Annotated in this window: 23 protein-coding genes; 13 read left to right on the top strand and 10 right to left on the bottom strand. The window is 44.0% G+C overall.

The genetic code is table 11. The features are described from left to right. Positions 1-50: 50 nt before the first annotated feature. On the bottom strand, positions 51-533 hold the full coding sequence (gene greB / locus IQ211_RS07425; RefSeq protein WP_189759706.1) for a transcription elongation factor GreB: 483 nt from the start codon (positions 531-533) through the stop codon (positions 51-53). A 274-nt stretch (positions 534-807) separates the two neighbouring features. On the opposite strand from greB, the gene IQ211_RS07420 reads away from it, so the two are divergent. The 4 genes from IQ211_RS07420 to IQ211_RS07405 all read left to right on the top strand — a co-directional run bounded on the left by IQ211_RS07420 (position 808) and on the right by IQ211_RS07405 (position 6,384). Then, positions 808-3,144 (top strand): Tex family protein, encoded by a 2,337-nt coding sequence (locus IQ211_RS07420; protein ID WP_189759707.1) that lies wholly within the window; start codon positions 808-810, stop codon positions 3,142-3,144. 360 nt (positions 3,145-3,504) lie between these two features. Then, a complete protein-coding gene (gene feoA / locus IQ211_RS07415; RefSeq protein ID WP_047766405.1) occupies positions 3,505-3,732 on the top strand; it encodes a ferrous iron transporter A in 228 nt (75 codons plus the stop codon). A 76-nt stretch (positions 3,733-3,808) separates the two neighbouring features. Continuing rightward, entirely contained in the window at positions 3,809-6,121 is a 2,313-nt protein-coding gene (feoB, locus tag IQ211_RS07410) for a Fe(2+) transporter permease subunit FeoB (protein WP_189759726.1), read from the top strand. 23 nt (positions 6,122-6,144) lie between these two features. Beyond that, positions 6,145-6,384: a FeoC-like transcriptional regulator gene (locus IQ211_RS07405; protein WP_189759708.1), complete on the top strand. Its 240-nt coding sequence runs from the start codon at positions 6,145-6,147 to the stop codon at positions 6,382-6,384. A 58-nt stretch (positions 6,385-6,442) separates the two neighbouring features. Here IQ211_RS07405 and IQ211_RS07400 read toward each other — a convergent pair whose 3' ends face one another. The 6 genes from IQ211_RS07400 to IQ211_RS07375 all read right to left on the bottom strand — a co-directional run bounded on the left by IQ211_RS07400 (position 6,443) and on the right by IQ211_RS07375 (position 12,169). After that, positions 6,443-7,423 (bottom strand): flavin-containing monooxygenase, encoded by a 981-nt coding sequence (locus IQ211_RS07400; protein WP_223281704.1) that lies wholly within the window; start codon positions 7,421-7,423, stop codon positions 6,443-6,445. Between the two features lie 78 nt (positions 7,424-7,501). Next, a complete protein-coding gene (locus tag IQ211_RS07395; RefSeq protein ID WP_189759709.1) occupies positions 7,502-7,747 on the bottom strand; it encodes an acyl carrier protein in 246 nt (81 codons plus the stop codon). Beyond that, on the bottom strand, positions 7,744-9,447 hold the full coding sequence (locus IQ211_RS07390; protein WP_189759710.1) for a fatty acyl-AMP ligase: 1,704 nt from the start codon (positions 9,445-9,447) through the stop codon (positions 7,744-7,746). Before IQ211_RS07390 ends, IQ211_RS07395 begins: the two co-directional genes overlap by 4 nt. Then, positions 9,444-10,625, bottom strand: coding sequence for a cysteine desulfurase family protein (locus IQ211_RS07385; protein ID WP_189759711.1), 1,182 nt, complete (start codon positions 10,623-10,625; stop codon positions 9,444-9,446). Before IQ211_RS07385 ends, IQ211_RS07390 begins: the two co-directional genes overlap by 4 nt. Beyond that, positions 10,622-10,978: an iron-sulfur cluster assembly scaffold protein gene (locus tag IQ211_RS07380; RefSeq protein WP_189759712.1), complete on the bottom strand. Its 357-nt coding sequence runs from the start codon at positions 10,976-10,978 to the stop codon at positions 10,622-10,624. The genes IQ211_RS07385 and IQ211_RS07380 overlap by 4 nt, the downstream gene beginning before the upstream one ends. 9 nt (positions 10,979-10,987) lie before the next feature. Next, on the bottom strand, positions 10,988-12,169 hold the full coding sequence (locus IQ211_RS07375) for a LuxE/PaaK family acyltransferase (protein ID WP_189759713.1): 1,182 nt from the start codon (positions 12,167-12,169) through the stop codon (positions 10,988-10,990). Between the two features lie 535 nt (positions 12,170-12,704). Between IQ211_RS07375 and emrA the strand changes: the two genes are divergently transcribed. Together emrA and IQ211_RS07365 are read left to right on the top strand one after the other, a co-directional pair. Further along, positions 12,705-13,892, top strand: a complete 1,188-nt coding sequence (emrA, locus tag IQ211_RS07370; RefSeq protein ID WP_223281705.1) for a multidrug efflux MFS transporter periplasmic adaptor subunit EmrA — start codon at positions 12,705-12,707, stop codon at positions 13,890-13,892. A gap of 13 nt (positions 13,893-13,905) precedes the next feature. Beyond that, positions 13,906-15,414, top strand: a complete 1,509-nt coding sequence (locus IQ211_RS07365; RefSeq protein WP_189759714.1) for a DHA2 family efflux MFS transporter permease subunit — start codon at positions 13,906-13,908, stop codon at positions 15,412-15,414. Here the strand turns inward: IQ211_RS07365 and IQ211_RS07360 are convergent. Beyond that, a complete protein-coding gene (locus tag IQ211_RS07360; RefSeq protein ID WP_189759715.1) occupies positions 15,407-16,288 on the bottom strand; it encodes a helix-turn-helix transcriptional regulator in 882 nt (293 codons plus the stop codon). The two genes, IQ211_RS07365 and IQ211_RS07360, sit on opposite strands and share 8 nt — an antisense overlap. 432 nt (positions 16,289-16,720) lie before the next feature. On the opposite strand from IQ211_RS07360, the gene IQ211_RS07355 reads away from it, so the two are divergent. Continuing rightward, positions 16,721-17,164 carry an OsmC family protein gene (locus tag IQ211_RS07355; protein ID WP_189759716.1) on the top strand — a complete coding sequence of 148 codons (444 nt, stop codon included), beginning with the start codon at positions 16,721-16,723 and terminating at the stop codon, positions 17,162-17,164. A 62-nt stretch (positions 17,165-17,226) separates the two neighbouring features. On the opposite strand, the gene bioH is transcribed toward IQ211_RS07355, so the two are convergent. Next, a complete protein-coding gene (gene bioH, locus IQ211_RS07350) occupies positions 17,227-17,994 on the bottom strand; it encodes a pimeloyl-ACP methyl ester esterase BioH (RefSeq protein ID WP_189759717.1) in 768 nt (255 codons plus the stop codon). 38 nt (positions 17,995-18,032) lie between these two features. On the opposite strand from bioH, the gene gntX reads away from it, so the two are divergent. The 6 genes from gntX (at position 18,033) to glpD (ending at position 23,481) form a co-directional block, all read left to right on the top strand. Continuing rightward, a complete protein-coding gene (gntX, locus tag IQ211_RS07345; RefSeq protein WP_189759718.1) occupies positions 18,033-18,716 on the top strand; it encodes a DNA utilization protein GntX in 684 nt (227 codons plus the stop codon). Between the two features lie 59 nt (positions 18,717-18,775). Continuing rightward, the gene (gene nfuA / locus IQ211_RS07340; RefSeq protein WP_189759719.1) at positions 18,776-19,351 is read left to right on the top strand and encodes a Fe-S biogenesis protein NfuA; all 576 of its coding nucleotides are present in this window, start codon (positions 18,776-18,778) and stop codon (positions 19,349-19,351) included. A gap of 275 nt (positions 19,352-19,626) precedes the next feature. After that, positions 19,627-19,950 (top strand): thiosulfate sulfurtransferase GlpE, encoded by a 324-nt coding sequence (gene glpE / locus IQ211_RS07335; RefSeq protein ID WP_189759720.1) that lies wholly within the window; start codon positions 19,627-19,629, stop codon positions 19,948-19,950. Positions 19,951-20,011: 61 nt separating this feature from the next. Then, positions 20,012-20,872, top strand: coding sequence for a rhomboid family intramembrane serine protease GlpG (gene glpG, locus IQ211_RS07330; protein ID WP_189759721.1), 861 nt, complete (start codon positions 20,012-20,014; stop codon positions 20,870-20,872). An 86-nt stretch (positions 20,873-20,958) separates the two neighbouring features. Beyond that, positions 20,959-21,717 carry a DeoR/GlpR family transcriptional regulator gene (locus tag IQ211_RS07325; RefSeq protein WP_189759722.1) on the top strand — a complete coding sequence of 253 codons (759 nt, stop codon included), beginning with the start codon at positions 20,959-20,961 and terminating at the stop codon, positions 21,715-21,717. Positions 21,718-21,975: 258 nt separating this feature from the next. After that, positions 21,976-23,481: a glycerol-3-phosphate dehydrogenase gene (gene glpD, locus IQ211_RS07320; protein ID WP_189759723.1), complete on the top strand. Its 1,506-nt coding sequence runs from the start codon at positions 21,976-21,978 to the stop codon at positions 23,479-23,481. A 140-nt stretch (positions 23,482-23,621) separates the two neighbouring features. Here the strand turns inward: glpD and IQ211_RS07315 are convergent, their stop codons facing one another. Further along, positions 23,622-25,166, bottom strand: coding sequence for an adenosine deaminase family protein (locus tag IQ211_RS07315; RefSeq protein ID WP_189759724.1), 1,545 nt, complete (start codon positions 25,164-25,166; stop codon positions 23,622-23,624). Positions 25,167-25,559: the final 393 nt, after the last annotated feature.

Here is a 25,559-nt window from a genome sequence, read left to right as displayed (position 1 = left end):
GAAAACTCATAATGCTAATAGAAACTTAACCGCATGTATTTTAAGGCAACTTATGCCAAAGGCTGATAACTAATTTCCAGTATCCAATAAGTCACTACGCCATTCGGTGTCATCACCGTGACTTCATCATCAACCTGCTTACCCAGTAACGCCCTCGCCACCGGAGAATCAATGGAAATCCATTTTTTTGCAGGATCGAATTCATCCGGTCCCACCAAACGAAATAGGTGTTCTTCCTCATACTCGTTTTCAACTTTTACCCATGCCCCAAAAAAGACTTTCCCTTCTTGTCGCGGATCAGGATCGACAATTTGCAGAATATCCAGACGCTTGGACAAAAAACGCACTCGGCGGTCAATTTCCCTTAACCTTTTTTTACCATAAATGTACTCTGCATTCTCTGAACGATCCCCCAATGCAGCAGCATCTGAAACAGCTTGGGTCACTTTAGGGCGTTCAACTTTCCAAAGATATTTCAATTCCTGATCAAGTACATGCCAACCCTCTCGGGTAATATAGTGACTCTTGGCCATGAAAAACTCACTTGAGAAAAGATGATTAATGGCGCAGTACTATATCTTATCAACTCTCATCAACCCAATCCCAACTCAGAAGATATTTGATGAATTCTGCTGCAACATAATTGAAATATCGCGCTAAACTGGAAATTATCGCGCTCAGCACGTATAAATGGAGCCAGTTTGAACCATGCCGATACTGTTTCAGATGAAATTTGATCTTATCCGGCTCTGTCTGATGATGTCGCAGGATATCTCCAGGCCCTAAAGAAGTTGAAGAAAACAGACCATGAATGAATCTTTAAGTCGAATCATTGCCGGTGAGCTACAGGCTCAACCACAGCAAATCCTAGCTGCCATTTCCCTGCTTGATGAGGGAAATACGGTTCCCTTTATCGCCCGTTACCGTAAAGAGGCCACCGGTGGTCTGGATGACACACAGCTCCGCCAACTCGAAAGCCGACTCGGCTATCTGCGTGAACTGTCCAGCCGCCGTCAAACTATCCTGAAATCAATTGAGGAACAGGGAAAGCTAACCGTTGAGCTGGCAGAAGCGATTAACGCGACACTCAGCAAGACTGAGTTAGAAGATCTGTACCTGCCTTATAAACCTAAGCGCCGTACCCGTGGACAAACAGCCATCGAAGCCGGATTGGAGCCTCTGGCCGATCTACTTTGGCAAGATCCGCAACAAGAGCCAGAACTGGCAGCGGCGGCCTATGTCAATACTGACAAGGGCGTTGCTGATACCAAGGCAGCATTGGACGGCGCACGTTATATCCTGATGGAGCGTTTTGCCGAAGATGCAACCTTGCTGGCGAAGGTACGTGAATATTTATGGAAAAATGCTCACCTGGTTTCTAAGGTTATCGAAGGTAAAGAGGAAGAAGGCGCGAAATTCAGCGATTATTTCGATCACCACGAAGCCATCGCGACGGTTCCTTCCCACCGCGCCCTTGCCATGTTCCGTGGACGGAACGAAGGTATCCTGCAACTCTCTTTGAATGCGGACCCACAATTTGAGGAAGCACCGAAAGAGAGTCACTGCGAACAAATTATTACCGATCACCTGAATTTGCGCCTGAACAATGCACCGGCTGACAATTGGCGCAAAGCTGTGGTGAGCTGGACATGGCGCATCAAGGTGCTGCTGCATCTGGAAACCGAACTCATGGGCACACTACGTGAGAAAGCCGAAAACGAGGCTATTAACGTATTCGCCCGTAACCTGAATGACTTGCTGATGGCTGCGCCTGCAGGTATGCGTGCAACAATGGGCCTGGACCCGGGTTTGCGTACAGGGGTAAAAGTCGCCGTGGTTGACGCGACAGGCAAACTGATTGCCACCGATACCATTTATCCGCACACCGGACAGGAAAACAAAGCGGCTGCTACCGTCGCAGCACTGTGCACCAAACACCAAGTGGAACTGGTTGCTATTGGCAACGGCACCGCATCCCGTGAAACAGAGCGTTTCTTTGTCAACGTTCAGAAACAGTATCCTGACGTTAAGGCACAGAAAGTGGTCGTCAGCGAAGCGGGAGCCTCTGTCTATTCCGCATCTGAATTAGCTGCGCAAGAGTTCCCTGATCTGGATGTTTCCCTGCGTGGTGCCGTCTCCATCGCTCGCCGCTTGCAAGATCCACTGGCTGAGCTGGTGAAAATCGAACCTAAATCCATCGGTGTTGGTCAATACCAGCATGATGTCAGCCAAACTTTGCTGGCGAAAAAACTGGATAACGTGGTTGAAGACTGTGTAAACAGCGTCGGTGTTGACCTGAATACCGCCTCTGTCGCTTTACTGACTCGCGTTGCTGGCCTGACGCGCACTGTTGCTCAAAATATTGTTAACTGGCGCGATGAAAACGGTCGTTTCGACAACCGTAATCAGCTATTGAAAGTGACCCGTCTGGGACCAAAAGCCTTCCTGCAATGCGCAGGCTTCCTGCGTATCAATCAAGGTGATAACCCGCTGGATGTTTCAACAGTGCACCCAGAAGCTTATCCCGTCGTTGAAAAAATCCTGGCCGCAACCCAGCAGACCTTGTCTGAACTGATGGGCAACCCTGCTAATTTGCGTAACCTGAGCGCCCAGGAGTTCACGACCGAAAAATTTGGGCTCCCGACCGTCACCGATATCCTGAAAGAGCTGGAAAAACCAGGTCGCGATCCGCGTCCTGAATTCAAGACTGCTACATTTGCCGATGGGGTTGAAACCATGAACGACCTGCAAGCAGGCATGATCTTGGAAGGTACGGTAACTAACGTGACCAATTTTGGTGCATTCGTGGATATCGGTGTTCATCAGGATGGTCTGGTTCATATCTCTTCCCTCTCCGATCGCTTTGTGGAAGATCCACACACCATCGTTAAGACAGGTGACATCGTGAAAGTGAAGGTGATGGATGTTGACCTCAACCGTAAGCGTATTGCATTAACCATGCGTCTTGATGAGCAACCTGGTGAAACTCAAGCACGCCGTAGCTCCCAAGAAGGCAACCGTCAAAATCGCAATAATCGTAACGGCAATGGCAGAAACCGCCCTGTTTCGCGTTCAGGTTCTGCGCCTTTAGCCAATAGCGCGATGAGTGATGCATTGGCCGCCGCCTTTAGTAAAAAACGTTAATTAACAAAAAACGTTAGATTCATTAAATGATTTCCTGAACTGGCCTAATTGTGTCAGTTCAGGATTTTTTACTATCCGAAAAATCGATGATTTTCTTCATAATGATTCTATTTATTGCTGACGTTATTAATTTGGATAAGTGATAACATCCGCATATTTTAATTAATTCTTCATTAATTTGATTAATATCAATTCATTTCCATATTATCCAATATCAATAACCGGAATCGCAGTTGCTTATTATTATCATTAACAACTATAATTCGGAGAAATTACCCTACTTTTTTCTTGTGGTTCTTCCATTATCGAGGATAATAATTCTTATAATCACTTATTTTTTCAGTTAGAGTGGAGATTTATATGGTTCTTATTCCAGAACGTAGATATAAAATTCTGGGATTTTCTCCAAAGATTACCCCAGCTTACCGACAAAAATTATTGTCACTCGGCATGTTACCTGGCTCAACATTTCAGGTCATTCGCTTCGCTCCATTGGGCGACCCAATACAAATTGAAACACGCAGAGTTAACCTTACCCTTCGTAAACAAGACTTGGCATTTCTCATGTTGCATGAAGATCTGAATTAGCAAGGCCCTAAGTCAATTTGGTACTGAAAATATAACTCGGGTACGAAATTCACTTTCCTGATTGGCAGAAAGTATGATGAAACAATTAACTATTGGCCTGATTGGTAATCCCAACGCCGGCAAAACAACGCTTTTTAACCAGCTTACTGGCTCTCACCAACGCGTGGGAAACTGGGCTGGTGTTACCGTAGAACGCAAAACCGGCCACTTTACCACCGATAACCATCAGATCGAACTTGTCGACCTTCCCGGTACTTATTCGCTCACCACCATTTCCGAACAAACTTCCATTGATGAGCAAATCGCCTGCCACTATATCCTTAGTGGTGAAGCAGATATGCTGATCAATGTTGTTGATGCGTCTAATCTGGAACGTAACCTTTATCTCTCACTGCAATTAATTGAATTGGGTGTTCCCTGCATCATTGCATTGAACATGCTGGATATCGCTCAAAATCAACGCATCAATATTGATATTCCTGCACTGGAAAAACGCCTTGGCTGTCCGGTCATCCCACTGGTTTCAACCCGTGCCACAGGGATAGATACGCTAAAAAAAACCATCGACAATTACCCACAGCATACCAACCCTGTACAGGTTAATTACCCTGATGCGTTATTGCAGGAGATTTCCCATCTTTCCCGCCAGATCGCAGAAAAATTTACCCCACAACAGCGCCGCTGGCTGACTTTGCAAGCCCTTGAAGGGGATATTTACAGCCGTGGGGTATCCGACCTGACTCACACACAATTGGCTGAAAGCAAAGAGCGTTTGCAAAAACAACAAATTGAAGAACCTGACCTTATCATCGCAGGCGCACGCTACCAAACCATCAGTGAAATTTGTCTGGCAGTCATTGATACCCGCACAGCTACACCCAACAAACTAACTCAAGCGTTAGATACCGTTATCCTAAACCGCTGGTTGGGCCTGCCTATCTTCCTGTTTGTCATGTATCTGATGTTTGTGCTGGCTATCAATATAGGAGGGGCCTTACAGCCTATCTTTGACGGCGCTTCCTCCGCCATTTTTATTGATGGAATGCAATGGCTTGGCCATACTCTCCATTTCCCGAATTGGTTAACGGTGTTCCTTGCTCAAGGAGTGGGTGGGGGTATCAATACAGTCCTGCCGCTGGTACCCCAAATTGGCATGATGTACCTGTTCCTCTCTTTTCTGGAAGATTCCGGCTATATGGCGCGGGCGGCGTTTGTCATGGACAGGTTGATGCAAGCCCTGGGGTTGCCGGGTAAATCCTTTGTCCCCTTGATTGTGGGCTTTGGTTGTAACGTACCTGCCGTGATGGGTTCAAGGACACTGGATGCCCCACGTGAGCGCTTGATTACCATCATGATGGCACCGTTTATGTCTTGCGGGGCAAGATTAGCGATCTTTGCCGTCTTCGCTGCCGCCTTCTTCGGCAAAGAGGGAGCAAGCATCGTTTTCTCCCTGTATATCCTGGGGATTGTCATTGCCATCCTGACAGGGCTGCTGCTGAAATTCACGCTGATGCGCGGTGAAGCATCGCCATTTGTTATGGAGCTGCCGGTTTATCACGTTCCCCATGCCAAAACCCTGCTGCTCCAGACATGGCAAAGGCTGAAAGGTTTTGTCATACGCGCAGGTAAAGTGATTGTCGCAGCAAGCATGTTGATTGGCGCCCTGAACAGTTTCTCCTTCTCCGGCAAGACCGTGGATAATATCAACCAGTCGGCGCTGGCCTCCGTCAGTAAAGTGCTTACACCTGTGTTGCAACCTATCGGTGTGCATTCCGATAACTGGCAAGCCACCGTTGGGCTTATCACTGGCGCGATGGCAAAAGAAGTGGTTGTAGGAACCCTAAATACTCTCTATACCGCAGAAAACCTTGCTCAAGAGCCTTTTAATCCCGATGAATTTAATTTATTGGATCAACTAAAAGATTCGGTCGCAGAAACGTGGGATAGCCTGAAAGAAACCTTCACTTTGAGCGCACTTTCTAACCCAATTGAAGCCAGCAAAGGTGATGGCAACATGGATCGCAGCTCAATGGGCACCATGAGCGCTAAATTCGGCTCTGCCATTTCCGCCTACAGTTACCTGATTTTCGTGTTGCTGTATGTACCTTGTGTTTCCGTGATGGGCGCCATCGCCCGTGAAACCAGCCGTGGCTGGATGATATTCTCGATTTTGTGGGGATTAAACGTCGCTTATTCGCTGTCAGCACTGTTTTATCAAATCACAACGTTTTCAGCTCATCCACAAAGTAGCCTGATCACCATTCTGGCCGTGATCCTATTTAACATTCTGATAGTTATTGGTTTACGCCGCGCGCGCAGCCGAGTCACTGTGACATTCAACAACGCCACAGACCGTCGTTGCGAATGCTCAAACAATAGCTGTCACTAGTCGGAACCATTGAGGAACCATAAATGATTAACCTGCTGAAAATCAGAGATGCTGTTGCCCTCAACGGGCGTACCGATGCCAGGTCATTGAGCCATCAGTTTTCAGCACCGCTGCCAATGGTGGAAGCCATGCTCAAGCAGCTTGTCATAATGGGTAAACTGGAGGAAGTGGATGCTTCCTCCTGCCTCAGCGGGGGCTGCAAGCAGTGCCCGGAAACACAAAAATGTGATACTAAAGCCTATCAGCTTACCGTAAAAAAATAAGGAACTCCCTGCCTTATCGCTATAATTACCTTGTAGAAAAGTCCCTTCTAATAAGCGTTTAAGACTTCAGCTTTTGTTCTACCCACTGTGCGACCCGTTGTGCATCTCTGGCTGCGCCAAGTAATAATTCAGAACTACGGCTACTGAGCCATTTTCTGCCTACAATAAATAACCCCGGATAAGCTGTTTTTCCTCCATTAATATGACCACTTTCGCAGATAAAACCTTGCGAATTGCTAACGCCAGGCAAGGTTAACCAATCCGTGACTTCCTTATACCCTACACACCAAATCAATCCATCAATGCGATATTTTTTACCTTGTTGGTCATACAATGTTTCGTTTTCAGCCCTTACTAATTTTGGCGCTATCTGTACATTAAGCGCAGACAAACGCTGGTTATTAAGCTCACCACATGGAAGTGGATTACGTCGTTGTACTATTTTACCGACCAGGCTCGATGTATTTGCATACAATATCCTTGACTTATGCAGCCAGAACAAATCCTTACCCATAACCCGATTGGGTACAAGCGGGCGAGGGGAACCACAGAATAATGTCACCTTCATCGTGGAAGAAAGTTCTTGTGCTATCTGTCGGCCACTGGCGCCATCACCTATGACAGCAATCCGTGACCCCGCCTGAAATTGCTCGGGGTTCTGATAACGATCAGCCGTCAGTTGCTGGACAGAAGGAGATAAATCGCTCGCCATCTCAGGGATAATTGGTACTTGGTTAGCACCAGTGGCATTAACTAAACAAGGAGCAGAAAACTGCTCCCCTTTTTGCGTGGTCAGAGTAAACACCCCATCTTGATGTTTTACACTGATCACCTGCATGCCCGTCAATACATGTAGATTATGATGATGCGCGTAACGTTCCAGATAATCCGCTATCTCATCCTTACCCGGATAGCCATCAGGAGAACCTGCCAAAGGAAAATCAGGCAGCTGGCTCATCATACGGGAAGTAAATAACAACATATTGTCAGGGCGCCGACGCCAAACATCACCAATACGCTGGTCTCGCTCCAGAATCAATGTGTTAATTTTTTTTGTTAAGGGTAACAGCCAGTGTTAGCCCCGCTTGCCCTGCACCAACGATTAAGCAATCGATTTTCATGGCGTCGGCTCCAATTGCAATATATGTTCAGCCAGAGCGTGGATAGTGGGGTATTCATAGCCAAGAATAGGATCCAATTTTCGCTGTAATGTTTTTTCTAACTGACTAATCAGTGTTACCCTGCTTGCAGAATCCAAGCCAAGGCTATCGAAAGAAACGTGTTCACCGATAGGAATATCATGGCGTTGGAAATAAGGTGTCAAATATTCAATCAGCCAGCCTTTTAATTCCAGCTCGGTCATATTAATGCTCCTTGAGTTTCGGTGGTAGACAACACATTGGCTAACTGTAATTTGCCTTGCAAGTAAAGCGAACGGCAGAGTTTTCGTTGTACTTTTCCACTGCTAGTTGTAGGCAATTTATTAGCTTGAATAAACACTAAGTCAGCGATATCGATATCGATATCGAACGCTGCATTGAGTGCCTGAATTACATTTCGTCTCAATTCTCTGAAATTGTGTTCTTGTTCCACATTTTTTTGCAGCTCGATGGCGACAACAACCCGCTGGCCAAGTTCAAATGCAATTGCTTTTCCTGGACGAAAGGCTGTGGATTGCATAGTAGCCGTGTACTCAATGTCCTGTGGATAGATATTCCGCCCTCGGATAATAATCAAATCCTTCAAACGGCCGGTGATCAACAAGTGGTGTTGGTACAGACAACCAAGATCACCAGTACGGAGAAAAGGTCCTTCTCCAGTGGTCGTATAGGCCATGAAGTTCTCTTGAGTCTGTTGCGGATTATTCCAATATCCTATGGCAATACTTGGTCCCTGCACCCAGATCTCACCGATTTCATCAGGCTCACACAATACTTTTGTGTCGGGGTTAACAATCACGACTCGGTGATCAGGTGCAACTTGACCACAAGCTTGCATGGCAATCCCACCAGGTTTTAAGGCCAATTTCCCTTTTTCCAGACTGTCGCTGCACAGCGTGAAACTCAGTGGCAGATCCTCACTTGTGGATGAACTGATTACCAGTGTTGCTTCAGCCATACCGTAACAGGGGATTTGGCTTTGATAAATAAATCCATATTCCTTAACAGCCTGATAAAAACGCATCAACGTTTCATTTCTGACTGGCTCGGCACCATTCCCCACCCAACGCCAGCGGGACAGATCCAGATTAAGTCCAGAGCAATCTTGGTCAGCACATAGGTCGTAAGCAAAATTAGGGGCACAACAGAATTCTGCTTTATAATCATGCATCAACTGTAACCAACGTAATGGCCGCTGGATAAATGACAAGGGTGACATGAAGTTATATTGTCCACCGAGTGCCATGGTCATTAAAATATGTCCTACCAACCCCATATCATGAAACTGAGGTATCCAGCCTCCAATGACTAACCCTTCATGCAAGCCAAAAGTATTATTCATTGCCCGCAAGTTATGGATTAAGTTATCGTGAGTGACCATCACTCCTTTAGGAATATCGGTGGAACCAGAGGTATATTGTAGGAAAGCCAATTGTCCCGGACTGATTGAGGGAAGTTCCGTGCTTTCATCTACCGGCTGATTTTCCGAGTAATACATGATCCCCAGATCAGGAAATTCATTTGATAAAACCCTGCTTAACTCTGAGGTGGTCAAAATCACTTTCGCTTCTGAGTCATTCAAGATCTGAGTTAACCTTTGTAGATGGCGACTTCCCCGAACGACATTGGATGGAACAGCAATAGCCCCCGCTTTAAAACAGGCTAATAATCCGACAATAAACTCCAGACCAGCAGGGTACATCAGAATAACCGTTTTCCCTTGTTGTCCTCCAGCAACGAGGGCACAAGCAAGTTGATGGGAACGTTGTTCCAATTCTTGCCAAGTCAGGGTAACCGTCTCTGAATCTCCTGAAGGTAAAAAGCGATATACAATTTGATTTGGCTGCTGTGAAGCATAATGTTTAAAACAGCATAATAGTGTTTGAGCATGCTCCAACATCATCTTTTTTGTTCTCCTGCAATGGCCAATAAATGCCGTGTTTCCTGTTGTAAGGCATTAGCCAAGACACTCACTTCATGCCGCTCGGTAACATGTCCAAAGCTGATCCGCAATGCACTATCGATATAGTCATGAGGAGATTGCATCGCAAGTAAAACATGTGAACGCTGAGGTGAATGAGCGTTATTGCTACAAGCAGACCCCAGAGAAACAGAAATACCGTGGCATAAATCCAATCGGCTTGCTAACGCTTCCGCCCTAATACCAGGGAAACTGACATTTAATGTCCATGGAGCCTGATATTCAGGATTGGTCTCACCATTTACGTGATAATTCACACCCAACTTATCTAATTGAGTAAGCAGGTACGTTCTCATTTCACGGCAGTAATCAATGCGTTGAACCAATTCTTCATAAGCTTCTTTTGCGGCAGCCGCTAATCCGGCTATTCCTAATGTGTTTTCTGTACCACTACGTAAGCCGTGTTCCTGCCCACCTCCATGTAGTAAGGGATTGATTTTCACTTGCTGGCTGTAATACAACCCACCCACCCCTTTAGGGGCATAAAATTTATGCCCGGAAAAGGAAATAGTTAGTGGAATATCATCAAAACGGCTTATCGGCCATTTTCCTACCGCTTGTATGGCATCGAGATGAAGATGGATACCTTTTCCTTTCAGCCAGGAAGCAAGCTGATCGTAAGGTTGAATAACGCCAGTTTCATTGTTGATTACCATCAATGCGATGAAACACGTTTGAGGTGTGATAGCACGACATAAGGTGTCCAGATCAACTCTTCCTGTTTTACTCGGCTCAATGACAGTAAGCTTTAAGCCTTGCGCTTGGTACCAACGCAGAGGTTCCAGAATTGAAGAGTGTTCAATTGCGGAGCAGATGGCGTGATAACGTGACAATTGACCAACCGGAAGCTGGCTGAATACACTGTGCAAAGCCAGATTATTGCTCTCTGTCCCCCCAGAAGTAAAAATGATCCTTTCTGGCGAACCTCCCACTAATTGAGCGATTGACTCTTTTGCCTGATGAATCAACGTCACCAGATTTTGGCTTAAACGATATCTGCCGGAAGGATTGGCAAATTGATCCAACACGCCCTGAATTGCCGTCTTTGTCTTATGACTCAGTGGCGTTGTCGCATTGAAATCAAAGTACAACATTGTCATATATGCTCCCTTACCTGCTGAAAAAGAGCGTGCAACATTTCCAGACAATGCTGCTGTGAAGGTTGCAGCTTACCCAACATGCTGTCGATCTCTTGTGTGCTTAATTGGGCGATCTCTGCCAGAGTTCTTCCCTGAACTTGGCGACAAAACTGGTTAGACATGGCTAAAGAAGTCGTACATCCCCAAGCTTGAAAACGGGCCGCACTGATGCGCCCTTCTTCACTCAAGGACAAATCAATATTCACTGTATCCCCACACACAGGGTTACCCAACTTCAACTGAATATCAGGATTTGTCAGGCTGCCCTGAAAATCAGGATTACAGAAGTTATCAGTGATAATTTCATTAAACATGATTAGACCTCACTGAGTAACAGGGCATACATCCCTTTGTTCATCAGCAGACATTTTACTTTCCAGATTAACAGCACAGCAGCCGAATTCCGTTGCAGAAGGCGCCCGCATAACATATTGCATACGTTGCGAGTTACGCCCTGATGGATCACGATCAGTGCGCAGGTAAATCATGTCTTCAGTCAACAACATGCCCGGTGTTGAGCGTGCTATGGGATCAAAAATAACAAGCTGACCGGTTTCACCATCAGCCACTTCTCGGGATAAATTTTCCGGATCACGAACAGAGAAATGAATATAAGGCGGTATATGTTTTTGGTTAAACTCATCCTCTATCGCCAAAAAGTTGGCTTCGACCAGTCCGTACATATCACGAACCTGATTAGCTGGAATACCTAACCAAGTTTCCAGCTCCTGATTAAACTCGGTACGGGAGATCATGGCACCAGTGAAACGCTTCCAACCACCAAGTGTAATGATCATACTTCCGCTATCCAGTTCCAACTTAGTATTTGTCGCTTTTAAGAAACTGATAAAGCGATGAATAAGGAATGGAGGCCCTATCAGATGGCGGGTAAATTTTCCTTGCCACTCGTTTAATTGACTGACAGCTTCTTCTGGGACAAAACGCTCTTCCTTAACCATAAAGCAATTTGTATCCAGCAACCCAGCCAACCAATTAAATGCTTTGATCATTCCCATTTCAGGAATTTCCTCTGTGGAAGGACATAAACAAAGTCCCGCGCCACTGGAGAGTTTAAGCATGTCACGAAATGAGTTATAAAGACCTATGGTAGTATAGTCCATTGTTTCATCACATCGACGGGCAACACTCGGGATCCCACTAGTACCTGTCGAACGCATTTCATGCTCAATGCTGGAAAGAGGTTTACTCAAAAGACGATGGCTATTTGCAGATTTGAATGTGGATACAGGAATAACTGGGATATTGACTAAATCTGTGTAATTTTGAATATCACTGGGTTTTACCCCTTTCTTTTCACATTGTTCACGGTAGTAAGCATTATTTTCAAAATGGTATTTAAAGGCATCTCTAATAACATGGGTTTTTAATTCTTGTTGTTCTTCAGTTGAGAGACTATAAAAAAAGTTACTACTTGTAATTAACCATTTTATAGCGTCACCATTGACTTCTTTTATTTTTTCATACAGCTCAGTCGATTTGAACATGTAATCTATCCTAATAGTTATTATATATTTTTTTAATTGCTTTCCGGCAGTTGTGCAGATCATATGTATACCAATCGCCTTTCCAGATGCTTCTTATCTCTTCCCGCTACGCGGGGAGAGATAAACAATCACATTGATTGCAAGCTGCAACTTGAAGTTGGATTGATATATAAGCAATTCGTGTAAGCACTTTTTGCCAAAGCAAATTTAACTATCGTGTTTTTATTTTGCTTGAATAAACTGGCTATTTTTATTTACTTTGTAAATCACTCACATACATTCCTTACCTGCCTTGCCATTATTGCATAAATTTCACTTAACATTCCATCACTTCCACATCAGCCAGATTATTCAATCCAATCATGTTATTAAGTTATAAAATGAAGATACCGTGTACCTTCAAGGTATTAGCGGGCATAACACCTAAGTATGGAATTCATTCTATGCAAGTCATATGAAAAATAGGGATGCCTGGCGGTAGCATATCAGTATAAATTTTGAATATGCTTATTAATTTAATTAATCGGAGTCGAACATGGGAAATAATAAAGTTGAAACTATGCCTGAGCCACTACAAGGAGCAAAAAATAATAAAAAGCGAAAAATAATACTTTCTGTTGTTGTATTATTTTTTTTGTTCTCCGGTGCAGCTTACCTACTTTATTGGTACATGGTATTGCGTTTCTACCAATCAACAGATAATGCTTATGTTGTCGGTAATCAAATTCAAGTTATGTCACAAACCCATGGCAGCGTAAAAAATATTTATGTTGATAACACCGATTTCGTTCAACAAGGCGACCTTCTGTTAACGTTGGATAGTGCTGATGCTGAAAATGCTTTCGGGAAGAGTAAACATGCGTTAGCCCAAGCCGTGCGTGAAACACAAGAAACTATCCTGAGTAACCCCAAGCTTCAGGCTAATGTGGAATTAAAACAGCTGACTTTAGACAAGTTAAAAAGTGATCTGGCAAGGCGGGAAAAATTAGGAAAGGTCAATGTCATTGCTGTTGAAGAGCTGGATCACGCTCGTAAGGCTGTTGATATTGCCAAAGCAGATTTAAAAGTCGCTATACAGCAGTATAAGATTAATCAGGCTTTGATTATGGGAACACCGCTAGAGAAGCTGCCCAATATAGAAAAGGCGGTATCCAATTTACGTGAAACTTGGTTGTCCCTGCAACGTACTAAAATTTACGCGCCAGTCAGTGGGTATGTATCACGTCGTAGTGTTCAGGTCGGCGCCCAAATCAATCAATCTACGCCCTTGATGATAATTGTCCCTTCTGACCAATTATGGGTTGAAGCGAATTTTAAGGAAGTACAGTTTACTAATATGCGTCTGGGGCAACCCGTCAAATTAATCAGTGATTTTTATGGTGATAGTGTGGCTTATCAGGGACGGATTACGGGTATGGATATGGGAACTGGCAGCGCTTTCTCTATCCTCCCCGCTCAGAACGCGACAGGTAACTGGATTAAAGTGGTACAGCGCCTCCCTGTACGTATTGAATTAGATCGGGAGCAAATTGCCCTTAACCCATTACGAATCGGTTTATCAATGCATGCAACTGTTGATACGAGAAAAACAGAAGGTACAACTCTGGCTAACAAAACTCCGCAACGGATTATTTATCAGACTGATGTGCTCTCATTCGATAATAAAGAAATAGATGAAATTATTGAACAAATCATAAAAAGCAATACCAGTCATGAAAATTAAGGATCACACAGCTATGGAACTTTTATCAGTCAGCCAGCGCTGGTGGTTAATCCTGTCCCTGGCGATTATCGCTTTTCTGCAAATTTTGGATTTGACGATTGCTAACGTAGCATTGTCAACCATTGCCGGTGATCTTGGATCATCTGTGTCACAAGGCACTTGGGTTATCACGTCATTTGGTGTTGCTAATGCGATCTCTATCCCTTTGACGGGTTGGTTGGCAAAACGCGTGGGGGAAGTGCGACTGTTTGTCATTTCGACCGTGCTTTTCATTATTTCTTCTTGGTTATGTGGCATCTCCAATAGCCTTGAAATGCTCATTATTACCCGAATTATACAAGGCGCGGTTTCAGGCCCTATCATCCCCTTATCACAAAGTTTGTTGCTGGCAAATTTTCCTAAGTCTCAACACAGTATGGCTTTGGCCATTTGGTCTATGACCGTCATTATAGCCCCAGTTTGTGGGCCTATCCTCGGTGGATGGATTAGTGATAACGTCCACTGGGGATGGATTTTCTTAATCAACGTTCCCATTGGTTTGGTCGCTATTTTTATTACTTATTTACTGTTAAATAAGCGCGAAACCAAAACTGAAATTATTCCGGTTGATACAGTGGGCTTGGTTCTACTCGTTGTCGGTGTTGGCTGCTTACAACTGATGTTAGACAGAGGGAAGGAGCTAGATTGGTTTAATTCCAATGAGATCATCGCACTGGCTATCATTGCCACGATAGGTATCATCCTGTTTGTCATTTGGGAACTGACTGATGATAACCCGATTGTTGATTTATCCCTGTTTAAATCTCGTAACTTTACGGTAGGCACGATTTGTATCAGTTTGGCATTTCTATTGCACATTGGTGTCTTAGTCTTACAACCCCAGTTACTACAGACAGTTTTTGGTTACACCGCTACTTGGGCAGGGTTTGCATTAGCGCCTCTGGGCATCCTTCCCATTTTTCTGGCCCCGGTTATTGGCCGCTTTGGTGCCAAAATTGATATGCGCTATTTAGTCACCCTTAGCTTTATTGTCTTCTCTTTCTGCTTTTTTTGGCGGGCGCATACTTTTGAGTCTGGGATGGATTTTTCCAGCGCAGCATGGCCACAGTTTGTACAGGGAATAGCGATTGCCTGTTTTATTATGCCACTCAACATGATTATTTTATCTGATATCCCTCAGGAAAAGATCGCTTCGGCAGGCAGCTTGTTTAACTTCTTTCGAACCCTGGCGATATCGATAGGTACATCGTTAACCAATACATTGTGGTCGCGCCGTGAGGCTGTTCACCATTCTCAGCTCACTGAAAACATCACACAAAATAACGTCCTTGTTGATTTAGCTTATCAAGATATCAGGCTGCTGGGATTGTCTGACCTACAGGCAACTATTTTTCTCGCGAAGAAAATTACTAACCAGAGTTTAATTCTGGCAGCTAACGAAATTTTCTGGCTCTTTGGTTTTATTTTTCTGGCACTCATTTTGATTCTTTGGTTGTCCAGATCGAATTTATCACCTAAATGATTCGGGGATTGGCTTCTTTTTCATGATGGTTTTGTCTCTCAGCAATATTATGTATTGCTTGTTTATTGATGTTATAGCGGCATTGCGCAGTGTTACAGTCGAACTGTAGATTTTGTTGGATTATATGTTTAAGGTCAGAAGGGCGTATTCCATATGCCATTTTGCATGTCCGACTAAAATGAGCTGTATCAGAAAAACCGCAGTTATTAGCAACCAATGTTAAAGAATCGGTCATATAAATTTCTTCAATAGCATCACTTAAACGTAACCATAGCAAGTAAGCGCGGAAATTAATTCCCACTTGATCGCGAAAAAGATGTAAAAAACGGCTTTCAGAAAGGTAAATTTTATCAGCGACCTGGCGGGATGAAATCCGCTTTACGGATAGCGATTCGATAAACGTAACCGCTTTTAAAATACGTTTATCAAACTGACAATGGCATGGCAGATATGGGCTAAGTAACAAGTAAATAGTAAATGTGTCAGGTTTTTCGCCACAAAGAAACGACTTAATGAGATAATCCGTTACAGCCACAATGTCATCATACCCCAGCGAAATAACTGCCAGATCCTCCGTGAGATGGCTAAATAAATGGTAGTGCTCATCGATCGGTTCAATGAGCAATGTAATGCTACAAGTATTGGATGAATCTAGCTTATGCATCACATTTGAACGAATAAGAAAACCATGAGAGGAATGAATCTTATCCTGTATTGATAAGGTGAGCAATTCATGACTATGTAAAGATAGACTGAGTTGAATACAGGGATGTTGGTGCCATTCAGTTGATACATTGTAAATAAAGTTTAATTCACTAGTAGCATGTTTATATTGCCGGATAAACTTAGGGGCAGCTTGAATATTTGATAGCATAGCCTCAATCCTTATCAACAAAGCAGTGAGTGAATATAGTCTACCTTAACTTGCAATGCACTCTAGATTAATCGGTTAGCGGGTATGTCGTCAACCAACAGCAATATACCAATTTAATTTCAAGATGCGCATACAAAGTAAAGTTTACATGAGAAATTAGCGTAAAAAATATTTATTATTTACTCTTGGAAAATGCTTTCTCAGTACAAATTCACTCACTGTTTTAATATAATTAATATTATTCCCTAGAACTAAATTTTATTACTTCCGTTAAAATTGAAAACTAAAAGATAGTCCCTTATTATCTGGGTTGCATTTCTATACCAATCTAACTTCAAGATGCACGTGATGTCTCCTCGCTTCATATCGTGTTGTAAATTGCAACTTGAAGTTTAATGTGTATATCATTATTAATAACCTAAGGATAATAATATGTCTAAAGAGTTATTTACTGCAACTGTGGAGTCTGTAGGTCCTCTGAAAATGAAATGTTCCTCACGAAACTTTTTATTTCATTTAGATGAACCGGAAAGTTTGGGAGGAAAAAATGAAGCAATGACGCCTGTAGAAGCATTGCTTTCCGCTTTCGGTGCTTGTCAGGGGATGGTGGCAAAAAGCTTTGCCAGTGCCCATAAAATAAATCTGATCGATATCAAAATAGAACTAGAGGGTGAATTAGATCTTGATGGCGTCAAAGGTATAAATAAAAACACCAAAATTGGTTTTTCCAAAATTACATCAAAATTCTATATTAAAGCAGATAATACCGAACAAGAAATACGAGATTTTATTGATTTTATCGAGAGAAACTGCCCTATTCGCGACACCATGGTCAATACACCTGAAATTGTAACTGAAATTTATTCCTCAAGATAAGTTATCGATTACCCATAACAATTAATGCTATGGGTAATTATCAATAAAGAAACATCAATTGACTACCCTGCCACAAAATTCTTTACTGCCTCAACAAACTCCTCAGGATGGGAAATAAAAGGCGCATGAGCAGCGTTGCGCATAATAACGGAGTGCGTATGTGGCCATGCCTTGTCAAGCTGTGAAGCAATTTTACGCGGTACTAAACCATCAAGATAACCATATAGACGCAGGAAAGGTAATTGAAGTTGGGACAATTCCTCCCTTAGATCATCAGTGCGCAGGATTTCCAAACCGGCATTAAGTACCTCAACTGTCGGCATCGGCTGGTTCAGTATCACTGATTTCAGTACACGAGCATCCTGACGTGCACTGTCCGTCCCCAAAGTCTGCAAAGCCAGAAAACGTTCGACCGTCTTTTGAAAATCAGCACTTAATTGATGCTCAAATGCCCTCAAGACCTCCGGCTTAATCCCCGGCCAGTCGCCATCAGCACTAAATCTTGGCGAAGAAGCTACCGTGATCAAACCCGCAACGTGTGCCGGGTGATCCAAAGCAATCCGGCTAGCCACCAACCCTCCTAAAGACCAACCTAGCCACAAGGCATTTACTGGCGCTTGCTGCCAGACAATCTCTGCCATGTCCGCCAATGACATAGCCGAATACGCTTGGCTACGCCCATAACCCGGCAAATCCACCAGATGCAAACGAAAATGCGAAGCCAATCGCGTTTCCACTGAGCGCCAAACTTCAGCGTTTAAACCCCATCCGTGCAGCATCACAAGATCACGTGGTGCATCGCCAATTGTCTGCCAAAACAACTGATTCATTGTTATTCTCACTTTATTTGTCACCAAGGAAGGAAACTATGCTAACAATGGTTGGATACTGTTGGCTATGCCAGCAAAATTTGTATTTTGCCCATCATGGGATTTGTTATCTCTGCCACCGTCACTTAAGGCGGTTGCAACCTGTCTGTCCACGCTGTGCACTGCCTGCTGAATCCGGCAACTTTCCCTGTGGACGATGCGTAAAGAGTCCCCCTGCATGGCAATATTTGATAGCCATTACGGATTACACCCCACCTTTAAGTCAGCTTATTCAACGCTATAAATATAACAATACCCCACAACTCGCCTCCGTGCTGGCGCGTTTGTTCCTGCTGCATTGGTTGCAGGGCTATCGTGAAGGCCGCTGGCATAAGCCAGATCGCATATTGGGCATTCCTCTGCATCACAGAAAACGCTGGCAACGTGGCTTCGATCACATTGAACTCATTACCCGTTCCCTATCACGTTGGCTGCAATGTCCATATCAACCGGATTTTTTACGCCGCTCACGTGCTACACTCACGCAGCGGGGCTTATCTGCCGCCCAAAGGAGAACCAATCTTAAGCAAGCCTTCCAATTACAGGGCGATTTTACCGATCAACATGTCGCGATTTTCGACGATGTGATCACCACGGGCACGACACTGCGTGAAGCTTCACAGTTGATGATTCGTGCTGGTGCTCGTTCTGTACAGGCTTGGGCAATATGCCGAACCTTGTAGTTCCTTTATAAATGGGCGTATTATAACCAACTAGAACAGTCAACTATTGAGCAAATGACATGATTAATATTACTGAAGCAGCGCAAGCGCATTTTGCCAAGCTACTGGCAAACCAAGAACCGGGTACACAGATCCGCGTCTTTGTTATTAATCCAGGAACGCCGACCGCTGAATGCGGTGTTTCCTATTGCCCACCGGATGCTGTTGAAGCTACTGACACCGAATTGAAGTTCGATCAACTCTCAGCTTATGTTGATGAAATTAGTGCACCTTTTCTGGAAGAAGCCGTCATTGATTTTGTGACCGATCAATTGGGTTCCCAACTGACCCTGAAAGCCCCGAACGCTAAAATGCGTAAAGTGGCGGACGATGCCCCACTGATTGATCGTGTTGAATATGTCCTGCAATCGCAGATCAATCCACAGCTTGCAGGACATGGTGGCCGTGTCAGCCTGATGGAAATCACCGATGAAGGTTATGCTATTCTGCAATTCGGCGGTGGATGTAACGGCTGTTCAATGGTCGATGTCACTCTGAAAGAGGGGATCGAAAAACAGTTATTACAGACATTCCCTGAATTAAAAGGTGTAAAAGATCTGACTGAGCATCAGCGCGGTGAACATTCATATTACTGATTTTTCATTCTTATTTTGACAATTTTTAACCATTTTTCTGTTTCTAACATTTTCTATCTCTATATCTACGCCTTCCCAATCGTTATATTGGGAAGGCAGTCAGGTATGACCTGACGACTATTAAGAAATGAATATATACGCATTAAACTTCAAGTTGCAATTTACAACACGATATGAAACGTGATTTCTCCCCGCTTCGCGGGGAGAAATCACACGCATCTTGAAGTTAGATTGGTATATAAAAATGAAAATTTTAGAAACTACGTTGAGTATTTATGGACCATTTTCAAACGATAACTCCTGAACAGGCTTACCAACATTGGCTCGATAAAACCGCAGTCATGGTTGATATCCGCGATCCACAAAGCTTCCAGGCCGGACACGCGACCGGTGCATTTCACCTAACAAATGAAACACTCAATAGCTTTCTACAAGAAGCGGATTTTGACCAACCGGTCATGGTGATGTGTTACCACGGCCATAGCAGCCAAGGAGCAGCACAGTACCTGATCAATATGGGTTTTGAGACCGTTTATAGTGTCAATGGCGGTTTTGAAGTCTGGCAAAGAGACTATCCTCACGCTGTCCATACTCAATAAACCTTTAACACGCTGATTATAATGCAATTAACTTCAACTTAAGGCAGAGATAAGACGAGCAATGATCCATATAACCTCAATATCTAACCCTCGGCTGGCTCAGGCCTTTATTGATTATATGGCGACGCAGGGCATTCATTTGACCATGCAGTCCACCAATGAGCCGTCAGTAGTTGAACTCTGGTTAGAGGATGATAGCCAACTCAGTCGGGTTGAAGAGGAACTTCGCCACTTTGCTCGCGATCCACTCAATGAACGCTATCAAGCTGCCAGTTGGCAAACAGGCAAATCTGACAGCTTCTTTAAATATCATAACAACCTGAATTTGAGTACGCTCAAAAACCAGTCTGGCCCCCTGACTATTGCGATAACTCTGCTTTGTATCCTCGTTTACCTCTGGATGGCAATGGCAGGCATACCGGATGTTATGAACGGATTAGCATGGCCAGCTAACAGTGATCAGTATCTGGAGTTATGGCGCTGGATAAGCCCAACGCTATTGCATTTCTCTCTGACACACTTGCTCTTTAATCTTGCCTTATGGTGGTATTTCGGCAGCCAGGTAGAGCAAAAGATTGGGAGCGGTAAGCTGTTTGAAATCACGATAGTGTCAGCCATTTTCAGTAGCTGGGCGCAATCATTATTCAGTGGATCTCATTTCGGGGGATTATCCGGTGTCGTCTACGCACTGATTGGGTACGTTTGGCTGACCGGTGAAATCTCCCCAAAACGAGGGATTAGTGCTCCCAGAGGGTTAATCGCTATCTCTGTTATTTGGTTGTTGGTGGGCTATTTCGATCTATTTTCGTTACACATCGCCAATGCCGCCCATGTTGCAGGATTAATCATCGGGTTATTAATGGGATTATGGGATAATTTGCGTAAACAAAAAAACCAAAAGATGCCAAATAGGCCCCAATAGATTTCAAGTTTCAGCATCGGCTTGAAATAGAAGGGAGATAATTTTGGTCAACGATAATCCATCTATGCATATATTAGGGGAATTTTGTGAAGCAAACTCAGCGACATGATGCAATAATTGAGCTTGTGCGCATTCAAGGTTATGTCAGCACTGAAGAGCTGGTTGCACATTTTGATGTTAGCCCGCAAACCATTCGACGTGATTTAAATGATCTCGCAGATAAAAATAAGATCCAACGTCATCATGGTGGTGCCGCATTACCATCCAGCTCGGTCAACACGGCCTACCATGACCGCAAGATCATGTGGTCGGATGAAAAAGCTCGAATTGCACAGCACGTTGCCACCCAAATTCCAAACGGCGCAACCCTGTTCATCGATATTGGAACAACTCCAGAGGCTGTAGCACATGCTCTGCTCAACCATCGCGATTTACGGATTGTCACCAACAATCTCAATGTCGCAACTCTGTTTATGAGCAAAGAAGATTTCCGCCTGATTTTGGCGGGTGGTGAAGTACGCTCCCGCGATGGCGGCATCATTGGCGAAGCAACGCTAGATTTTATTTCCCAGTTCCGCCTTGATTTCGGCATTCTTGGGATCAGCGGCATCGATAGTGATGGTTCACTGCTGGAATTCGATTACCACGAAGTTCGCACCAAACGTGCCATTATCGAAAACTCCCGCTGCGTCATGTTGGTTGCCGATCATTCAAAATTCGGCCGCAATGCCATGGTTAATCTCGGTAACATGAACCTGATTGACTTTTTGTTCACGGATAAAGCTCCCCCTCCAGGCATCCAGAAAATTATCGAACAGCACAGCGTTAAGTTAGAATTGTGCTAATCACTTTTTAGCCAAAAGTGCCATAATAATGCCCCCACCCGATATTCGGGTGGGGTTAGCTCCCACTAATATTCCCTTCCTCAATTTGTATCCCACAAAATCCTTATTAATCTTATGTATAAGATAAGGTTTTGTTACCTGTGTCACGTGAATATGTTTTTTCTGAGTTAATAGTTGGCGATTGATGAATTTTTAATTACAATCCTTGAGCGAAAACGAACATTAAAGAACTGTTTCGAACATTTCAGAGGGGATGCAATGGAAACCAAAGACTTGATTGTAATAGGCGGCGGAATTAACGGCGCTGGTATTGCGGCAGATGCTGCTGGCCGGGGGCTTTCAGTCCTACTGTTGGAAGGTCAAGATTTGGCCAGTGCAACTTCATCTGCCAGCTCCAAACTGATCCACGGTGGGTTACGCTATCTGGAACATTATGAGTTTCGTTTGGTCAGTGAAGCACTGGCAGAGCGTGAAGTGCTTTTAAAACTGGCTCCCCATATTGCATTCCCGATGCGCTTTCGCCTGCCACATCAACCACACCTGCGTCCAGCGTGGATGATCCGCATTGGCCTGTTCCTGTACGATAACTTGGGCAAACGCGTTAGCTTACCAGGCAGTAAGGGGCTGAAATTTGGCACAAACTCGGTATTGAAGCCATCCATCACTCGTGGCTTTGAATATTCCGACTGTTGGGTTGACGATGCGCGTCTGGTGGTTCTAAACGCACAAGAAGTCCAAAAACACGGTGGTGAAGTACATACCCGCACCCAGGTAACTCGTGCATGGCGTGAAAATGGCTATTGGCTGGTTGAAGCCACAAACCTCAAAACTGGCGAAACCAATACATGGCGCGCGAAAGGTTTGGTTAACGCAACTGGCCCGTGGGTGAAAAATTTCTTTGATAACGGGCTGCAACTAAAATCACCTTATGGCATTCGTCTGATCAAAGGCAGTCATATCGTTGTGCCTCGCGTTCACGATGAGCCGCAGGCTTATATTCTGCAAAATGAAGATCACCGCATCGTGTTCGTTATTCCATGGAATGACGAATTTTCGATTATCGGCACAACGGATGTTGAATACAAAGGCGATCCAAAAGAAGTCAAAATTGACGATAAAGAGATCGACTATTTGCTGAAAGTCTATAACGACCACTTTAAGAAACAGCTTGGTCGCGATGATATTGTTTGGACTTACTCTGGCGTTCGCCCCCTGTGTGATGATGAATCCGATTCACCACAAGCGATCACCCGTGATTACACGCTGGATGTGCAAGATGAGCAAGGACAAATGCCATTGCTGTCCGTATTTGGCGGTAAGCTAACAACTTATCGCAAACTGGCTGAACACGCTATGGATAAGCTGGCGCAGTACTACCCTAACGCGGGCAATGCATGGACCAAAAATGGCAAGTTACCAGGCGGTGAGCTGGAAGGCTGTGATCGCGATGGTTATACGCGCCTGCTACGCCAGCGTCATAACTGGCTGCCTGAAGGTGTGGCACTGCGTTATGCCCGTACTTACGGTAGCAACAGCCAATTTATCCTGCAAGATGCCGAAACGTTGGCCGACCTCGGCGAATGTTTCGGCCATAATTTGTATGAAGCTGAATTGCGTTACTTAGTTAAACACGAATGGGTAATCGAGCTAGATGATGCTATCTGGCGCCGAACCAAACTGGGTATGTGGCTCACTGATGAACAAAAACAGCGTGTAGCTGACTGGCTGGCACAAAACGCCAAAGCCGCTCGATTGCAAGATTGATTTTGAAAATGGCGATAGAGATTATCGCCATTTTTCATTTTGATTTATTCGTGTCATATAAGTTTTTTTCCGCTCATCGAACTCATAAACTTTCGAAATCAATCATCCCTATTTTCTATCGCGATTCCCTTATTTTTTATTTAATTCAACTGGTTATTTAACACAGCGTTTATATCTCGATCATTCACCGCTTTTTCTATTCCCGCAATCTCTGATTCGTAAATCAAAAACCTGGACCGCAGATCCTGCAACTCCGCCGATTTTTCCTCTGGGGATAGAAAAGAATATTGGATGCTATTAAATACGGTTTTTTTGATCTCTGCATAAGATGGCTTGTAGTTTGTGGCAAAAATGACAAATTCATGAGTCAGGTCACCACGAGAAACTCCTGGGTCATCACTTGATATCACAAAAGGTACTCCATAACGTTGATAAAGTTTTATCGGATGCTCATTCCTTCTAACACCAAGAATAAAGTCATTACTCGTCAGGTTAATTTCGACAGGAATTGCCTTTTCTCTCAGTTCCTGGAGTAATGCAATCGCCTTCTCTTCCCTGGCAATATCAACACCGTGGCCGATCCGATTTGCCCCTGCGATATCTACAGCATATCGAATGTGATTTGCCAAATCTTCTGGCGGAACCATTCCACTTACTAATTCCCCAGCATGTAGCGATAAACGAACATCGGGGAAAAGCCTTTTTAGATACCGGAACATCAGCATGTGCAACTTATAGTCACGAATTGCTATATAACCATTTTCCGGCCCAACAATATTCACACCGACAATCTTTTTGCTCATATGTGCCGCTGAAAATGCCGAATACAGACTTGAGAATACAGTCGCGCGTGGCGCATTACGAACAACATAAGATTGGAGCCGAATCCGAAACTCATCATCGTCGATCCCGGAAACCGCCGCTTCTTCGGTTTGGATATAATCAGATATGCCTTTCCTGACAAGTGGGTCCTTAGCCATAAAATCCGCATAGGGCGCCAATGCTGCGAAAACGGTATTTTCATCAGCATCTGGGCCTAACGCATCGAGTGCTTTAGCCAGCTCTGGGTACTCAAAAGAAGGCGCCCTGTTTAACATTATTTCCAGATACTGAACATTTTCATTTTTGGCCCGATTTTTTAATTTCGTCATCCCATCCATTAAAATTTGATGAGATAATGGGCTGAAATAACTAAAAGTATCAAAAAATTGCTGGTCTGGTGCCTTCTGCTCGTGATAATGGTTATGAAAATCTTTGTCTGACCATACCTTCAATAATTCTCGGTAGAAAGTATTGTTTGCCATGACTGCACTCTTTTCGAGACAAAATTGCTGATTCTCGCCTGGGAGTTGGTTTTTCTGACGTGTTTCTATTCGAAAAATTTCGATCTTAAGTTTCGGATCGGTCCGATCATAAATGCAATAGCCCTTATCACCAACCCAATCAAGATAGGTTTCTGCATATATTGCACCAGAATAGTGAATATGGATATCTGCACCTTTGGGCATCATTTTCAATGCCATTGTTAGCTCTGCAACATTTGGATCGTTGGTTTCAATCAGATTACTGAAAAAACGTGCTGTCGCTGTTTCATTTTCCTTGGCTAAAGCTGTATTTACTTCACCAGCATTGACCAGACAAGGAAATAGCATCAATAAAATGGTTACAATGGATAAAGTATTCATAACCCTTTTTCCTGGTCTCGATATTTGTTAAGCGCTATACGCATTAAACTTCAAGTTGCAATTTACAACACGATATGAAACCTGATGTCTCCCCGCTTAGCGGGAGAGACATCACACGCATCTTGAAATGAGATTGGTATATAAGTAGTACTATGGGAAGTGATACCACTAATGTGGCTTGTATTCAATCTGGGCAATATTTTGATTTATATATTTCATCTTTCAAAAAACAATCTTATACCAATCTAACTTCAAGATGCATATTGTTTCTCCCCGCTTCGCGCTGAGGGATCCCCACAAAACGGTGCTAATAAATCAAAACCATATTTTGGTAGATTTTGGCGAGGTATTTGAGGAGTTGATTAAGAACTATTTCAAATAATATTAGCGGGG

Origin of the sequence: Xenorhabdus griffiniae (genome assembly GCF_015163655.1) — a bacterium.
Taxonomy (GTDB): Bacteria; Pseudomonadota; Gammaproteobacteria; order Enterobacterales; family Enterobacteriaceae; genus Xenorhabdus; species Xenorhabdus griffiniae.
The sequence above is the reverse complement of the archived record's forward strand: the minus strand, read 5'-3'. Positions and strand labels throughout refer to the sequence as shown.

Excerpts from the sequence above, each read along its gene's own strand:
- bioH (WP_189759717.1), bottom strand. The coding sequence starts at position 17,994 with ATGAATCAGTTGTTTTGGCAGACAATTGGCGATGCACCACGTGATCTT.
- IQ211_RS07380 (WP_189759712.1), bottom strand. The coding sequence starts at position 10,978 with ATGTTTAATGAAATTATCACTGATAACTTCTGTAATCCTGATTTTCAG.
- feoB (WP_189759726.1), top strand. The coding sequence starts at position 3,809 with ATGAAACAATTAACTATTGGCCTGATTGGTAATCCCAACGCCGGCAAA.
- IQ211_RS07405 (WP_189759708.1), top strand. The coding sequence starts at position 6,145 with ATGATTAACCTGCTGAAAATCAGAGATGCTGTTGCCCTCAACGGGCGT.
- glpE (WP_189759720.1), top strand. The coding sequence starts at position 19,627 with ATGGACCATTTTCAAACGATAACTCCTGAACAGGCTTACCAACATTGG.
- IQ211_RS07365 (WP_189759714.1), top strand. The coding sequence starts at position 13,906 with ATGGAACTTTTATCAGTCAGCCAGCGCTGGTGGTTAATCCTGTCCCTG.
- nfuA (WP_189759719.1), top strand. The coding sequence starts at position 18,776 with ATGATTAATATTACTGAAGCAGCGCAAGCGCATTTTGCCAAGCTACTG.
- IQ211_RS07375 (WP_189759713.1), bottom strand. The coding sequence starts at position 12,169 with ATGTTCAAATCGACTGAGCTGTATGAAAAAATAAAAGAAGTCAATGGT.
- glpG (WP_189759721.1), top strand. The coding sequence starts at position 20,012 with ATGATCCATATAACCTCAATATCTAACCCTCGGCTGGCTCAGGCCTTT.
- IQ211_RS07385 (WP_189759711.1), bottom strand. The coding sequence starts at position 10,625 with ATGACAATGTTGTACTTTGATTTCAATGCGACAACGCCACTGAGTCAT.
- IQ211_RS07355 (WP_189759716.1), top strand. The coding sequence starts at position 16,721 with ATGTCTAAAGAGTTATTTACTGCAACTGTGGAGTCTGTAGGTCCTCTG.
- glpD (WP_189759723.1), top strand. The coding sequence starts at position 21,976 with ATGGAAACCAAAGACTTGATTGTAATAGGCGGCGGAATTAACGGCGCT.
- IQ211_RS07395 (WP_189759709.1), bottom strand. The coding sequence starts at position 7,747 with ATGACCGAGCTGGAATTAAAAGGCTGGCTGATTGAATATTTGACACCT.
- IQ211_RS07420 (WP_189759707.1), top strand. The coding sequence starts at position 808 with ATGAATGAATCTTTAAGTCGAATCATTGCCGGTGAGCTACAGGCTCAA.
- IQ211_RS07315 (WP_189759724.1), bottom strand. The coding sequence starts at position 25,166 with ATGAATACTTTATCCATTGTAACCATTTTATTGATGCTATTTCCTTGT.
- emrA (WP_223281705.1), top strand. The coding sequence starts at position 12,705 with ATGGGAAATAATAAAGTTGAAACTATGCCTGAGCCACTACAAGGAGCA.
- gntX (WP_189759718.1), top strand. The coding sequence starts at position 18,033 with ATGCTAACAATGGTTGGATACTGTTGGCTATGCCAGCAAAATTTGTAT.
- IQ211_RS07360 (WP_189759715.1), bottom strand. The coding sequence starts at position 16,288 with ATGCTATCAAATATTCAAGCTGCCCCTAAGTTTATCCGGCAATATAAA.
- feoA (WP_047766405.1), top strand. The coding sequence starts at position 3,505 with ATGGTTCTTATTCCAGAACGTAGATATAAAATTCTGGGATTTTCTCCA.
- greB (WP_189759706.1), bottom strand. The coding sequence starts at position 533 with ATGGCCAAGAGTCACTATATTACCCGAGAGGGTTGGCATGTACTTGAT.
- IQ211_RS07390 (WP_189759710.1), bottom strand. The coding sequence starts at position 9,447 with ATGATGTTGGAGCATGCTCAAACACTATTATGCTGTTTTAAACATTAT.